The organism is Geobacillus stearothermophilus ATCC 12980, from assembly GCF_030369615.1.
Lineage (GTDB): Bacteria > Bacillota > Bacilli > Bacillales > Anoxybacillaceae > Geobacillus > Geobacillus stearothermophilus.
Genome location: NZ_CP128494.1, coordinates 1,119,833 through 1,133,442, shown reverse-complemented (window position 1 = coordinate 1,133,442; position 13,610 = coordinate 1,119,833). Strand labels below are relative to the sequence as shown.

14 protein-coding genes are annotated in these 13,610 nt (G+C 54.9%); 2 read left to right on the top strand and 12 right to left on the bottom strand.

The genetic code is table 11. The annotated features are described in order from the left end of the window. Positions 1–2: 2 nt before the first annotated feature. From QSJ10_RS06045 to yneA, 7 genes are all read right to left on the bottom strand, one after another. Positions 3–1,742 carry an ABC transporter transmembrane domain-containing protein gene (locus QSJ10_RS06045; protein ID WP_053532530.1) on the bottom strand — a complete coding sequence of 580 codons (1,740 nt, stop codon included), beginning with the start codon at positions 1,740–1,742 and terminating at the stop codon, positions 3–5. 124 nt (positions 1,743–1,866) lie between these two features. Next, complete coding sequence (locus QSJ10_RS06040) at positions 1,867–2,079, bottom strand: YneF family protein (protein WP_011230833.1); 213 nt, start codon at positions 2,077–2,079, stop codon at positions 1,867–1,869. 89 nt (positions 2,080–2,168) lie between these two features. Further along, complete coding sequence (gene sirA, locus QSJ10_RS06035; protein WP_033017302.1) at positions 2,169–2,606, bottom strand: sporulation inhibitor of replication protein SirA; 438 nt, start codon at positions 2,604–2,606, stop codon at positions 2,169–2,171. 245 nt (positions 2,607–2,851) lie between these two features. Beyond that, positions 2,852–4,858: a transketolase gene (tkt, locus tag QSJ10_RS06030; RefSeq protein ID WP_033017301.1), complete on the bottom strand. Its 2,007-nt coding sequence runs from the start codon at positions 4,856–4,858 to the stop codon at positions 2,852–2,854. Between the two features lie 100 nt (positions 4,859–4,958). Then, a complete protein-coding gene (locus QSJ10_RS06025) occupies positions 4,959–5,189 on the bottom strand; it encodes a DUF896 domain-containing protein (protein WP_033017300.1) in 231 nt (76 codons plus the stop codon). Between the two features lie 129 nt (positions 5,190–5,318). After that, positions 5,319–5,972 (bottom strand): YneB family resolvase-like protein, encoded by a 654-nt coding sequence (locus QSJ10_RS06020; protein WP_013145683.1) that lies wholly within the window; start codon positions 5,970–5,972, stop codon positions 5,319–5,321. Between the two features lie 19 nt (positions 5,973–5,991). Next, on the bottom strand, positions 5,992–6,297 hold the full coding sequence (yneA, locus tag QSJ10_RS06015) for a cell division suppressor protein YneA (protein WP_033017298.1): 306 nt from the start codon (positions 6,295–6,297) through the stop codon (positions 5,992–5,994). 151 nt (positions 6,298–6,448) lie between these two features. On the opposite strand from yneA, the gene lexA reads away from it, so the two are divergent. Continuing rightward, positions 6,449–7,072: a transcriptional repressor LexA gene (lexA, locus tag QSJ10_RS06010; RefSeq protein ID WP_011230827.1), complete on the top strand. Its 624-nt coding sequence runs from the start codon at positions 6,449–6,451 to the stop codon at positions 7,070–7,072. A 63-nt stretch (positions 7,073–7,135) separates the two neighbouring features. Here the strand turns inward: lexA and glnA are convergent, their stop codons facing one another. The 4 genes from glnA to hflX all read right to left on the bottom strand — a co-directional run bounded on the left by glnA (position 7,136) and on the right by hflX (position 11,520). Then, positions 7,136–8,470, bottom strand: coding sequence for a type I glutamate--ammonia ligase (gene glnA / locus QSJ10_RS06005; protein WP_033017297.1), 1,335 nt, complete (start codon positions 8,468–8,470; stop codon positions 7,136–7,138). A gap of 39 nt (positions 8,471–8,509) precedes the next feature. Next, positions 8,510–8,911, bottom strand: coding sequence for a MerR family transcriptional regulator (locus QSJ10_RS06000; protein WP_033017296.1), 402 nt, complete (start codon positions 8,909–8,911; stop codon positions 8,510–8,512). Between the two features lie 76 nt (positions 8,912–8,987). Further along, on the bottom strand, positions 8,988–10,259 hold the full coding sequence (locus tag QSJ10_RS05995; RefSeq protein ID WP_033017295.1) for a methionine gamma-lyase family protein: 1,272 nt from the start codon (positions 10,257–10,259) through the stop codon (positions 8,988–8,990). A 13-nt stretch (positions 10,260–10,272) separates the two neighbouring features. Then, entirely contained in the window at positions 10,273–11,520 is a 1,248-nt protein-coding gene (hflX, locus tag QSJ10_RS05990) for a GTPase HflX (protein WP_053532532.1), read from the bottom strand. Between the two features lie 160 nt (positions 11,521–11,680). On the opposite strand from hflX, the gene QSJ10_RS05985 reads away from it, so the two are divergent. Next, positions 11,681–12,298: a trimeric intracellular cation channel family protein gene (locus QSJ10_RS05985; RefSeq protein WP_033017292.1), complete on the top strand. Its 618-nt coding sequence runs from the start codon at positions 11,681–11,683 to the stop codon at positions 12,296–12,298. 417 nt (positions 12,299–12,715) lie between these two features. Here QSJ10_RS05985 and QSJ10_RS05980 read toward each other — a convergent pair whose 3' ends face one another. Continuing rightward, entirely contained in the window at positions 12,716–13,561 is an 846-nt protein-coding gene (locus QSJ10_RS05980; protein ID WP_053532772.1) for a DMT family transporter, read from the bottom strand. Between the last annotated feature and the right edge of the window lie 49 nt (positions 13,562–13,610).

The following is a 13,610-nucleotide window of genomic DNA, read 5'->3' as shown; positions in this document are numbered from 1 at the left end:
TGTTACTCCGCAAGCGCCTCAAGCTGCTGGCGTCGATGCATGTCACGATACCAGCCGTCTTCTGCCATCAGCTGCTCGTGCGTTCCGGCCTGCACAATTCGCCCCCCGTCAAAGACGAGAATCCAATCGGCATGCTCAACCGCGCTTAAACGATGAGCGGCGATGATCGTCGTTTTTCCGCGCCGCTCCTGTTTGAGCGCCGCTAAAATCCGCGCCTCGGTCTTCGCATCCACGGCCGACAACGCGTCATCAAAAATGAGCACTTCCGGGTCAATGAGAAGCGCCCGGGCGATGGACAGCCGCTGTTTTTGCCCACCGGATAGGGAAATGCCGCGCTCTCCGATGACCGTCTCATACCCGTCGGGAAACTGCAAAATGTCATCATGAATGTCGGCCAGCCGCGCCGCCCGTACGACCTCGTCCTCTCCGGCTTCCGGCTTGGCAAAGGCGATGTTGTCGCGGATGGAGGCAGAAAACAAGAAATGGTCTTGCGGCACGTAGCCGATCGCCGAACGGAGCGCGAAAAGCGTATAATCGCGGATGTCGCGGCCGCCGAAGCGAATCTCGCCGTCATAGCCGTCAAACTCGCGCAGCAGCAGGCGAAGCAACGTCGTTTTTCCCGCCCCCGTTTTGCCGACGACGCCAAGCGTCGCCCCACGCTTGAGCTGAAAACGAATGCCCCGAAGCGCCGGCTTCGCCTCCCCCGGATAGGCAAATTGACGAACATCATACTCAATGTCGCCTTGCGGAGAGATGTGAAGGGCATCCGGACGTTCGTTGATTTCATCTTGTTCAGCCAACAGCGCCCGCACCCGGTCGTACGAAGCACGCCCTCGCTCAACAATGTTAAACATCCAGCCGAACGCCAACATCGGCCAAATAAGCAGGCCAAGGTAGGTCGTAAACGACACAAGCTCGCCGATCGTCAATTCGCCCGCCAAAACCATTTGGCTGCCAAACACCACAGCGAGAAAAAATGACAGCCCAACAAGCAGCCCGATCGTCGGATCAAACAAGGCGTCAATTTTGGCGACGGCAACGTTTTTCGCCACGACGTCTTCCGATTGACGGCGAAACGCCTCGACATCGTGTTCCTCATAGCCGAACGCCTTGATGACGTGGATGCCGTTGACGCTTTCCTGCACCTTGTCGTTCAGCGACGAAAACGCCGCTTGCGCCGTTAAAAAACGACGATGGAGCATCGTCCCATAGCGGCTCGTCGCCGCCGCCATCACGGGCATCGGCAATAGGCTGATGAGCGTCAGCTTCCAGCTGATCGAAAACGCCATCGTTGCCAACACAACCCCGCCAAGCGTCACCGAGTCAACAAGCGTCAAAATGCCGCTTCCGGCCGTCTGCTGAATCGCTTGCAAATCGTTGGTTGCATGGGCCATTAAATCGCCGATCCGCTTCCGCTGGTAAAACGACGGCGACATGTTCGTAAAATGCTGATACAGCTCGTTGCGCAGCTGGCGGGCAAGCTTGACCGCCGAACCGAAAATGAAAATGCGCCAAGCGTAGCGGAGCCCGTAAAGCGCCGCCGCAACGGCGGCGAGGACGGCGATCCAGCGGATGAGCACTTCTTTTGTCATCGTGCCGTTTTTCATATGATCGACCAACAAGCCGATCACTTTCGGCGGGACTGTCTCCAAAAACGCCACGATGACAAGCACGAAAATACCGGTGATATACGCCTTCTTTTCTTGGCGGAAAAACCAAAACAAATCGCGAAACACGCGCATAAGGCCCGCCCTCCTTTCATTTGGCTGACGAACAATCGCCATATTATTGTAACAAAACTAGAAAAATTTTGAAAGAACATTTTGGCAAAATAAAAAGACACTCTCGATCGAGTGTCCGTTTCGCTTATTTCAGTTGATTGTTCATCATTTTCATCATCTGGTTGATTTTCTTCTGCGACGGAGTCATGCCCATTTGCATCATCATCATGCGAATCATTTGTTCATTGATCGGCGGGTTTTTCTTCAAATAATTGATCATCGTTTTGCGGGCGACGAAAAATCCGATCGCCACCCCGGCGATGAGCGCCAGCACGCCAACGAGAATCGTACCCCACATAACAGCGATTTTCCTCCTTCTTGTTGTCTCCCTAACAGTGTACTAAACGATGCGTCATTAGACAATATTTCGCGACAAAAATCTTTTCATTACGCAAATTTTCTTCCTTGCCGAGGCGCAGACAGCCAGTAGTAATCGACAAAATCGGCGTCGACCGCCAAAAACGTCGGCGAAAGCCGAGCGAGCGCCCGCCCGATGTCCGCGGCAAGCGGCGCGCTGTCAGCGACAAGAAGCAAGCGGCGCTTTTGCACGACAAGCAACGCTTCCTTGCCGGCGTCGTTTTGCAAAACAAACATATTACGCTCCAAATTTTTGTCGACGCGGCCGGCAAAATATTGCTTTAAGCCAAGTTCCAGGCGCGAAAATGACAGCCGTTCGGTGATAAATTCGACTTGCTTGCGGCAAATCGCCTTCAGCGGCGCTTTCGCGTATTGATGCTCACGAAGCAGTTCGACAATTTTTTCTGCCCGATGGCGGTAATGCGACGCCACATCGTCATTCAACAAATAAATCCAATAGCGGACCATGCCCCATCCCCCATTTCTGTTCATCTATTTTCTATTATAGAAAATGAGAGAGGAAAAATATGTCTATTAACGGCGAGTTTTTTCACTAACATTGTCGATTTTTGTTTGCGATGGCCATGCGGCCGCAAACACGCCAACAAACAAGCCTTTGTCCTCGATTCAACCCCGAAAATACTTGACCAAAGCGCAGCCATCTTTCACAAAAATAAGCTGCCCCTGCAACAACGCAAGGGCAGCTTTTCCGGTTACTTGCCGAGCAGCGCTTTTGTGCGGCGGACGACGTTGTCAACCGTAAAGCCATACTCGGCCATGATTTTCTCTCCTGGAGCGGAAGCACCGAATCGGTCGATGGCCAAAATGTCGCCCTCGGCGCCGACGTAGCGCTCCCAACCGAGCGACGCGCCCATTTCAATGGCGAGCCGCTTCGTCACGGCCGGCGGAAGCACTTCATCGCGGTACGATTTTGGCTGCGCTTCGAAGCGGTCCCACGATGGCATGCTGATGACGGAGACATGGATGCCCTCAGCGGCAAGCGCTTCTTGCGCTTTGACGGCCAGACCGACTTCCGAGCCAGTCGCCAACAACAGCGCCTCCGGAGCGCCGTTTTTCGCCGGTGAAACGACGTACGCACCTTTTTTCACGCCTTCATACGCCAACTCAGCTGTTGCCGCCAACGTCGGCACATCTTGACGCGTCAAGACGAGCGCAGTCGGCTTGTCCGTCGATTCGAGCGCCAGCCGCCATGCTGCCGCCGTTTCGTTTGCGTCAGCCGGACGGATGACCGACAAGTTCGGCATCGCCCGAAGCGAAGCGAGATGTTCGATCGGCTCGTGCGTCGGGCCGTCTTCGCCGACGGCGATGCTGTCGTGCGTCAAGACGTAGATGACCGGCAAGCCCATCAGCGCCGCCAAGCGGATCGCCGGGCGCAAATAGTCAGAGAACACGAAGAACGTGCCGCCGAACACTTTCAACCCGCCGTGAAGCGCCATGCCGTTCAGCGCCGCCCCCATGGCAAACTCGCGCACGCCAAACCAAATGTTGCGCCCTTCGTAGCTGTCCGGCAAGAAGTTGCCGCCGCCTTTGATGAGCGTTTTATTCGAGCTTGCCAAGTCCGCCGAACCGCCAAACAATTGCGGCACCGCTTTGGCGATGGCGTTGATCACTTCCCCGGACGATGAGCGGGTCGCCAGGCTTTTGCCCGCTTCATACACCGGCAGCGCCGCCTCCCAGCCATCCGGAAGCTTCCCTTCAATCGCCCGCTTCAGCTCGGCGGCCAGCTCCGGATGCGCCCGTTCGTACGCGGCGAACTGTTCGTTCCATTCCGCTTCTTTTTTCGCACCGGCCTCTTGCACCGTTTCTCGGAAATGGGCATATACTTCTTCCGGTACATAAAAATCTTCAGCAAACGTCCAGCGGTACGCTTCCTTCGTCAGCTTCGCCTCTTGGGCGCCGAGCGGAGCGCCGTGGACGCCGGACGTGCCCGCTTTATTTGGCGAGCCGTAGCCAATCGTCGTTTTTACTTCAATGAGCGTCGGCCGGTCAAGGTCCGCCCGCGCCTCCTCGAGCGCTTTGGAGATTTCTTCAATATTGTTGCCGTCCTCAACGCGCAAATATTGCCAGCCGTACGCTTGGAAACGTTGGGCGACGTTTTCCGAGAACGACAGGTTGAGCTCCCCGTCCAGCGAAATGTCGTTCGAGTCATACAGGACGATCAGACGGCCGAGCTTCAAGTGGCCGGCGAGTGACGCCGCTTCGCTCGCCACTCCTTCCATCAAATCGCCGTCGCCGCAAATGGCGTACGTATAATGATTGATAATCTCAAACCCGTCGCGGTTGTATGTAGCAGCCAAATGCCGTTCCGCCATGGCCATGCCGACCGCCATCGCAATCCCTTGGCCGAGTGGGCCGGTCGTCGCTTCCACGCCCGGCGTATGGCCGTATTCCGGATGGCCCGGCGTTTTGCTTCCCCATTGGCGGAACTGCTTCAAGTCATCCATCGTGACATCGTAGCCGCTTAAATGCAATAAGCTGTAAAGCAGCATCGACCCGTGCCCGGCTGACAAGACAAACCGGTCGCGGTTGAACCAGTTTGGATTCGCCGGGTTATGATTCATAAATTTTGTCCAAAGCGTGTACGCCATCGGCGCCGCGCCCATCGGCATGCCCGGGTGCCCGGATTTCGCTTTTTCGATCGCGTCAATCGACAGCGTTCGAATCGTCGTAATCGCCAACTCCTCGATTGAATGCGCCATCGTCTTCCTCCCTTTCATTAACATGGTGTCATTTACTATCATATAGAAAATCGATCGGCTTGTACAACGTTATTTTCCGGTCCACCCCTCTTTCGACCGTTTAATGGAAGCGCCGCCGCTGGCTTTCCTTTAATTTTTTCGGCGTCACGTCGTTGCCGTTCGGGTCAATGACGGTCACTGTATGGAGCATATCGGTCATCGCCTTGCGGAACGCTTGAATGTACTCACGGCGCAGCTTCGCTTGCTCGAGGGCCTCTTCGGCCGACAAGCAGGCCGTTTTCGCTTTTTTCGCCAGTTCATTGATGCGGGCTAATTTATGTTTGGCAAGCATTGATCATCTTCTCCTATCTGCCATATTCTCACTCTGTTTTATCTTATCTGATCAACCGGGAAGATGGCAAGGATGGCATCTTGGCTTCCTTTGCCCGCTCGCCGCTTTAGGGTCAGGCGCAGTACACGATCAACGCCGCCTTTGTTGCTCGTCCATATATTCCTGGTAACGCCGATGGACGGTCGCCTTGGACGCCTCGTAGCCGAAGCTTCGCATCGTCGCGGCGATATCGGCAAACGTCAGTCCACGCTCGCGCAAGCGGACGATCTCCTCAACCGGCAGATCGATTCGATCGCGCCCGGCGTTTTCGCCCCGGCGCCTTAGGTTCCGCTCCGGTCGGTATCCGCTGGCGATGGCTCGCTGCATGCCACGCTTAATTTTGGCGTTATGTATTTTTCTTTGGTACTCCTCGACAATCGCGATGATGGATAACACCATCTCATCGGCCTCCGACAGCGGCATCTCCCCGCGGTGGCTGGCGCTGTATATTTTCACCCCTTGCTTTTTCAAGCAATGCAGCACCGCCATGCGCGCATGGCCGCGCCCAAGCCGCGTTTCATCTTGAATGAGCAGCACATCGACCTCGCCTTCCTCGCAAAGCGAAAGCAGCTCCAACACGCCGTCGCGGTCGGCTTCATAACCGCTCGCCTGCTCGGCGATCACTTTCACGACTTCAAATCCACACTCGGCCGCCAGCTGCTCGAGCTCATCTCGTTGCCTCGCGAGTGACGTTTCCTGTTCCGCTTTGTCCGTGCTGACTCGGCAGTAAATGACCGCCCTCATGGCCACTCCCTTCTTTCCATCACTGATTGACGGCCACCGAGCCGCCCTGCTTTGATTTTAACACAGGAATGACAATTTGTTCACCGGTGGCAAGACGCGGGCTCGGCAAATGGTTGACATCGACGACCCAGCGGATGAACTCATCAGGCGGCATATGGTGTTCCTGTTCGTACTGTTTTGCCAGCCCCCAAAGCGTATCGCCGGGAGCGACCGTGATCGTCACGTATTCTTTTTTATCGACCGGGCTGCTGGCGTAAACGAACCCTGCCAACACGAGCGAAAACAAAAATGAAAACAAAACATAGTGCAGCAACGTTTTCTCCATTCTCCCCACCCTTTCTAGAATGTTTGTTCGCTTTCCTTCATTATAGTCAAGAACATTTGTTTGTGTCAATAAAAAACTCGAACCTATGTTTGTTTTTTCGTCTTCCGCATGGTATAATGAAGGCAAATGATGTGGCGAAAGGTGTGAAACAATGACGAAACTGTCAAAACGACAACAGCAAATTTTAGAGTTTATTAAACAGGAAGTAAAAACAAAAGGCTATCCTCCGTCGGTGCGGGAAATTGGGGAAGCGGTTGGACTGGCGTCAAGTTCGACGGTCCACGGGCATCTCGCGCGCCTAGAAAGCAAAGGGTACATCCGCCGCGACCCGACAAAGCCGCGCGCCATTGAAATTTTGGACAACGATATGGCCAAGGAGAGAGAAAAAGAGGAGATCATCTCGGTGCCGATCATCGGCAAGGTGACGGCCGGTCAACCGATTACAGCGGTGGAAAACATCGAAGGCTACTTTCCGCTGCCGAAGCGGCTCGCCGCTGGCGAGGAGCAGTTGTTTATGCTTGAAGTGATGGGCGACAGCATGATCGAAGCCGGCATTCTCGACGGCGACTACGTCATCGTCCGCCAGCAGTCATCGGCCAACAACGGCGACATCGTCGTCGCCATGACGGAAGACAACGAGGCGACGGTGAAGCGGTTTTTCAAGGAAAAAGACCACATCCGCCTGCAGCCGGAAAACGCCCATCTTGAGCCGATCATCGTCCGCGACTGCACGATTCTCGGCAAAGTGATCGGCGTCTATCGCCTGTTCGACTGACTCGTGCCGGCCTGCGCCCATAAAAAAGCTGCCCTGAAAAAAACGGGGCAGCTTTTTTATGAATCAGTAGAGTTCCATATATTGGTCCAATTCCCATTGATGAACCGTTGTCCGATACATATCCCACTCAATTTCTTTCGCTTCGACGAAATGCTCGAATAAATGTTTGCCGAGCGCGTGAATCATCACTTCATCGGACTTCAAGTTTTCCAACGCTTCATGCAGCGTGGCCGGCAAATCGACAATGCCTTCTTCAAGCCGCTCTTCTTTCGTCATGACGTAAATGTTTCGGTCAACCGGCGCCGGAGGAGTGAGCTTGTTGCGAATGCCGTCAAGCCCGGCCGCCAACAGCACGGCCATCGCCAAGTACGGGTTCGCCGCCGGATCGACGCTGCGCACTTCAATGCGCGTGCTCATGCCGCGCGAAGCCGGAATGCGGATGAGCGGGCTGCGGTTGCGCGCCGACCAGGCGACATAACATGGCGCCTCGTACCCCGGAACAAGCCGCTTGTACGAGTTGACCGTCGGGTTGGTGACAGCTGTAAAGTTCGGCGCATGCTTCAACACGCCGGCAATAAACTGCCGGGCCGTATCGCTCAACTGCAAATCGCCGTTCGGATCAAAAAAGGCGTTTTCGTTGTTGCGAAACAGCGACAAGTTGCAGTGCATTCCCGAACCGTTAATCCCAAAAATCGGCTTCGGCATAAACGTCGCATGCAGCCCATGTTTGCGGGCGATCGTTTTGACAACGAGTTTAAACGTTTGAATGTCGTCGCACGCTTTTACGGCATCAGCGTATTTGAAATCGATCTCATGCTGGCCCGGGGCAACTTCATGGTGCGACGCTTCAATTTCAAAGCCCATCTCCTCAAGCTCAAGCACGATATCGCGCCGGCAGTTTTCCCCAAGATCGGTCGGCGCCAAGTCGAAGTAGCCGCCGCGGTCGTTCAGTTCCATCGTCGGACGGCCATTTTCATCGAGCTTAAAGAGGAAAAACTCCGGTTCCGCTCCCAAGTTGAACGCCGTAAAGCCGAGCGCTTCCATCTCTTTCAACACGCGCTTTAAATTGTAGCGCGGGCAGCCTTCAAACGGCGTGCCGTCCGCATTGTAAATGTCGCAAATAAAGCGGGCGACTTTTCCTTTTTCCGATGTCCACGGGAAGATGACAAACGTGTCCAAATCCGGATACAAATACATGTCCGATTCTTCGATGCGGACAAACCCCTCGATCGAAGACCCGTCAAACATCATTTTATTATTGAGCGCTTTCTCAAGTTGGCTGATCGGGATTTCGACGTTTTTGATCGTCCCCAAAATATCGGTGAATTGCAGGCGGATGTACTTGACATTTTCCTCTTTGACGATGTGTAAAATGTCGTCACGCGTATATTTTGCCATGTCCAAACTCCTCCCCGGCTCGGAAATCATGTTCCGTCATTAATGAAAGAAGCGAGCGAGATCTCCTTGGCGAAGCGACGCGCGCTGGAACCGCCCGGCCTGCAGCAATTCATTCCGCAAAATTTCGCGCAGTTCTTCGTCCGACAGCTTCGGTTTTCCTACTTTTTCGACTTTCTCCGCCTGCTGGTGGCGTCCTTCCTCCCGCGCGGCAAAAATTTGTTTAATGCCCGCCAAGTTGACGCCTTGGTCGATCAAATCTTTAATTTCCAGCAAGCGGTCAATGTCATTGAGCGAAAACAGCCTCCGGTTGCCTTCAGTGCGCGCTGGCGAAACGAGACCGTGCTCTTCATAATAGCGGATTTGCCGAGCCGACAAGTCGGTCAGCTGCATCACAATCCCAATCGGAAACAATGGCATGGAACGACGAATATGACTGCTCATGCCAATTCCTCCTCGCTTTTGATACCTTCATTTTACCATAATGTCAAGAAAACAGTCAATGATGCGTCATATTTTCTCACAAACAAATGAGCTGTTGCTCAAGCAGACGGTGGACGGCTGAACAAATGGCGATTTTGACGTGTGAATACGTCAGCCCGCCTTGCACGTAGGCGACATATGGGGGCCGCAGCGGCCCGTCTGCCGTCAGCTCGATGCTCGCGCCCTGCACGAACGTGCCGGCGGCCATGATCACTTTGTCTTCATAGCCGGGCATGTCGCTCGGATACGGAGTGAAATGAGCGTTGACCGGGGAGGAAGCCTGAATCGCTTGGCAAAACGCCACCATTTGTTCCGGATCGTCAAAACGGACGGACTGAACCAAATCCGTGCGCTTCGCCTTCCACGATGGCGAGGTTTTTAGTCCGATCCGCTCGAGCATCGCCGCCGTAAAAACCGCCCCCTTGAGCGCCTGACCCACGGTGTGCGGCGCAAGGAAAAAGCCTTGATACATATCCGGCAAGCTGTAAAGCGACGGACCGACTTCCGCTCCAATGCCCGGCGAGGTCATCCGATAGGCGCACGCCTCCACATATTCCCGCTTGCCGACAATGTAGCCGCCCGTTTTCGCCAAGCCCCCTCCCGGGTTTTTAATGAGCGAGCCGGCCATCAAATCGGCGCCGACATGGCATGGCTCTTTCTCCTCGACGAATTCTCCGTAGCAATTGTCGACAAACACGACGACATCCGGTTTGATCGACTTGACGAATGCAATCATGTCGCCGATCTCTTCGACAGTAAACGACGGCCGGTCCGCATAGCCGCGCGAACGTTGAATGCCGATCATTTTCGTCCGCTCATGGATCGCTTCGCGAACGGCCGGAAAATCGACCATCCCTTCCGCTGTGAGCGGCACACTGCGATAACGAATGCCAAACTCTTTCAGCGAGCCGACGCCGCGGCCGCGGACGCCGACGATTTCCTCAAGCGTATCGTACGGAGCGCCCGTGATGTAAAGCAATTCATCGCCCGGGCGCAACACGCCAAACAGCGCGATCGCAATCGCGTGCGTGCCGGAAATGATTTGCGGGCGCACAAGCCCCTCTTCCGCTCCAAACACATCAGCGAAAATGCGATCGAGCGTATCGCGGCCCGCATCGTCATATCCATAACCGGTTGACGGAATGAAGTGGGCGTCGCTCACTTGATGGCGACGGAAGCTCTCAAGCACGCGGTATTGGTTGACGTCGACCAGTTCATCGATGCGGCGGTGAATCGGCGCGATTTGTGCTTCGATTTCCTCGATGAGAAGAGCGATGGTTTCTCCGTGTCTCCATTGTGTCCAAAACATAGATGAACCCTTTCTACCGTTGGAATGATTGCAGCTCCCCATACAAGGGGTGCGTCGGCAGCACGTACCCTTGGCAGTCGTACGTGCCTCCCTGTTCATTATAATGCCATTCGTGCAAAATGGTGTCCGATTTTAACCGAGCGAGCAATTTTCCTTCACCGCTTGGGATCGACACGTCGTAACGGGCCATTTGCTGTTTCACCGCCTCTTCAAGAAAATAGTGGAGCCGGTCAATGTCGGCGGCGGAAAGCGCGCTGATCATGATGGAAGCAGTCGTTGTCGGAATGAATTCCGACGCTTTTTGATCGCTTTTATTGTACACCGTGACCATCGGAATGGAAGAAGCCCCTAATTCAGCGAGCAGCCGCGACACCGTTCGCTCGTGCGCAACGTAATCCGGATGAGACGAATCGACGACGTGAAGCAATAGATCGGCTTCCGTCACTTCCTCGAGCGTCGAGCGGAACGCGGCGACAAGTGTCGTCGGCAAGTCTTGAATGAACCCGACCGTATCGGTGACAAGCACCGTGTAGCCGCATGGCAAGACACATTTGCGCGTCAACGGATCGAGCGTGGCAAACAACAAGTTTTCTTCCAACGAATCGGCGGCGGTCAGCCGATTGAAAATCGTTGATTTGCCGGCGTTTGTATAGCCGACGAGCGCCACTTGAAACGCTTGGTTTTTTTGCCGGCGCTCGCGGTAGCGCCCACGGTGCTTGGCGACGCGCCGCAGTTCCGCCTTAATGTCATCAATGCGGCGGCGAATATGGCGGCGGTCGGTCTCGAGCTTCGTCTCCCCCGGGCCGCGCGTGCCAATGCCGCCGCCCAAGCGAGACAGCATCTCCCCTTGGCCGCTAAGGCGCGGCAGCATATATTCGAGCTGGGCGAGCTCGACTTGCAGCTTTCCTTCTTTTGAGCGGGCGCGCTGGGCAAAAATGTCTAAAATCAGCTGCGTCCGGTCAATCACTTTCACCTCGCCAAGCAGGTTTGTCAAATTGCGCGCCTGGCTTGGGGAAAGCTCGCTGTTGAAAACGACAAAATCCGGTTCGAGCTCCTTGACAAGGGCGGCGAGCTCTTCCGTTTTCCCTTTGCCGATATACGTCGCCGGGTGCGGCGCTTCACGTTTTTGCGTCACCTCTGCCACAACCTCGCCGTTCGCCGTCGCAACGAGCGAAGCGAGCTCCTCCATCGAATAGCGAAACCGTTCATCATCGACACCAGCGAGCTGGCAGCCGACAAGGATCGCTTGTTCACGGCTCATGGCATCCCCCTTCCTTTCCCTCGCGGCGAACATGTTCTCTACGTTCATGATACCAAATCCCACCGTCGGTCTGCTAGTTCGTTCCAAAAAAATGATTGATTTTCCGCCGCTTTTGCCCCTACAATGATACAAGAACACTGCACGGAAAGGAACAGCACGAATGACGTGGGAAGTATTGAGCATCATCGGCACGATCGCCTTTGCCATTAGCGGGGCGATCGTCGCGATGGAAGAGGAGTACGATTTGCTTGGGGTGTACATTTTAGGGATTGTCACCGCTTTTGGCGGCGGGGCGGTGCGCAATTTGCTGATCGGGGTTCCCGTGTCGGCGTTATGGGAACAAGAGCCGCTCTTTCTTGTCGCTTTGGCGGCCATGACAGTTGTGTATTTGTTCCCAAAGCAAATGCTGCCGCCGTGGAAGCGGTGGGGCAACTTTTTTGACGCCCTTGGGCTGTCCGCGTTCGCCATTCAAGGAGCGCTGTATGCCGTCAACATGGGTCATCCGTTAAGCGCGGTCATCGTCGCCGCGGTGTTGACCGGAAGCGGCGGCGGCATCATCCGCGATGTGCTCGCCGGACGGAAGCCGCTCGTGCTGCATGCGGAGATTTACGCCGCCTGGGCGATTTTGGCCGGCCTTGCCGTCGGGTTGAAATGGACGGATTCGCCCGTAGAGCTGTATATGCTGTTTATCGCCGTCGCCGCTTTGCGCATTTTGTCCTACACATACGGTTGGAAGCTGCCGCGCCGGGCGGTTGGGGAAACAGCGGGCGAGCCATGATAAAACGGCAAAATTGATTCGTACGAAAAGAGAGACGGCTCCTCGCTTTGATAATAGATGCAATTTAAAGCTTTAACATTTTTCGTCTTTGCCGGTCATTGCATCCGACTGTCGAGTGACCGAACAACGCCGCTTAAAGACCCATGAATGGGTCTGTGAAGCAAGTCGTTGTTCGGTCTTCCGTCACGCTAAGGCGTGACGGAGGCAAGCCACACACTTGCCTTCGACAGTCGAAAATGGGCAAACCACTTTTCTGTCAAGGATATGTTAAACTTCTTTGTTGCATCTATCCTGAAAATACCCGAACTCCAAAATGTGTAAAGTTGTAAAATTCAACATAGAGGTCTTTTCATCCTTCCGATGGTGACGAAATTTTTTTGTCATGGGAGTCTATATATAGTTTGCTGACGCTTTCCTTTACGCGCTTTGCTCGCTTCGCACCGCCACGGCCACGCCGGCAGCAATGAGCGCCCCGCCGAGCCAAAACGAGACATCGAGTTGCTCTTGTAAAAACAGCCGGCCAAAGAGCGAGCCGACGCCGGCGTCAATCATTTCCATCCCTTTGTTCCAAAGAAAAAATGCCCCTGCTGTCGATATAACGCCAAGATACAACACCCCAAGGGCGACGGGAACACTCCAATGGCTCGCAGCAAGCCCCGGCCCTTCGGCTAGCATCATCGGCGTCATGCCAATGAGTGCCACAAAAATGGCATACGTGGTGATCGAAAACACGGACAAGCGGGCCGAAGCGATTTTCACGAGCACCGACAACAGCGCCCAAGTGACCGCCGCGCCGACTAAGCAAATGTTGCCAAGAAACGTTGATTCTTCTCCGCCTCCTAAGCCGACGATGACGATGACACCCGCTGTCGCCAGTAGCAGCGCAGCCATTTTCCGCCATGTGAGCGTCTCGCCAAGCAGCCAGCGGGCAAACAAAACGACAAACGCCGGGGTCGAGGCGGTGATGAGGGAAGCGGTATGGGCGTTCGACCATTTTGTGCCGACAAACTGCAACGAAATGGAAACGACATAGCCGATGATTCCGATTGCGATGACCATCCCCCAGTCGCGCCCGCTCTTTGGCGGGCGCTCCCGTTTCGCCGCGGCGATGGCACCAAGCACAATCAAGGCGACGGCGTAGCGCAGCCAGACAAGCGTAAACGGCGGAATGTAGTCCAACACGTATTTGCTCACGACGTACATCCCGCCCCAAATGCTGGCAGCAAGCGATAAATACAAGGAAGCAAGAACAGGTTGTTTCATGGCATCGATCCCCTTTGCGTTCTTCTTTCTGCTGCTGACTCCAAAAGCA

Bases quoted from the DNA above. Each gene is read 5' to 3' on its own strand.
- tkt (WP_033017301.1), bottom strand. From the start codon at position 4,858: ATGGCGCATTCAATCGAGGAGTTGGCGATTACGACGATTCGAACGCTG.
- QSJ10_RS06025 (WP_033017300.1), bottom strand. From the start codon at position 5,189: ATGCTTGCCAAACATAAATTAGCCCGCATCAATGAACTGGCGAAAAAA.
- glnA (WP_033017297.1), bottom strand. From the start codon at position 8,470: ATGGCAAAATATACGCGTGACGACATTTTACACATCGTCAAAGAGGAA.
- yneA (WP_033017298.1), bottom strand. From the start codon at position 6,297: ATGGAGAAAACGTTGCTGCACTATGTTTTGTTTTCATTTTTGTTTTCG.
- QSJ10_RS05985 (WP_033017292.1), top strand. From the start codon at position 11,681: ATGACGTGGGAAGTATTGAGCATCATCGGCACGATCGCCTTTGCCATT.
- sirA (WP_033017302.1), bottom strand. From the start codon at position 2,606: ATGGTCCGCTATTGGATTTATTTGTTGAATGACGATGTGGCGTCGCAT.
- QSJ10_RS06045 (WP_053532530.1), bottom strand. From the start codon at position 1,742: ATGCGCGTGTTTCGCGATTTGTTTTGGTTTTTCCGCCAAGAAAAGAAG.
- QSJ10_RS06040 (WP_011230833.1), bottom strand. From the start codon at position 2,079: ATGTGGGGTACGATTCTCGTTGGCGTGCTGGCGCTCATCGCCGGGGTG.
- QSJ10_RS05980 (WP_053532772.1), bottom strand. From the start codon at position 13,561: ATGAAACAACCTGTTCTTGCTTCCTTGTATTTATCGCTTGCTGCCAGC.
- QSJ10_RS06020 (WP_013145683.1), bottom strand. From the start codon at position 5,972: ATGAGGGCGGTCATTTACTGCCGAGTCAGCACGGACAAAGCGGAACAG.
- QSJ10_RS06000 (WP_033017296.1), bottom strand. From the start codon at position 8,911: ATGAGCAGTCATATTCGTCGTTCCATGCCATTGTTTCCGATTGGGATT.
- lexA (WP_011230827.1), top strand. From the start codon at position 6,449: ATGACGAAACTGTCAAAACGACAACAGCAAATTTTAGAGTTTATTAAA.
- hflX (WP_053532532.1), bottom strand. From the start codon at position 11,520: ATGAGCCGTGAACAAGCGATCCTTGTCGGCTGCCAGCTCGCTGGTGTC.
- QSJ10_RS05995 (WP_033017295.1), bottom strand. From the start codon at position 10,259: ATGTTTTGGACACAATGGAGACACGGAGAAACCATCGCTCTTCTCATC.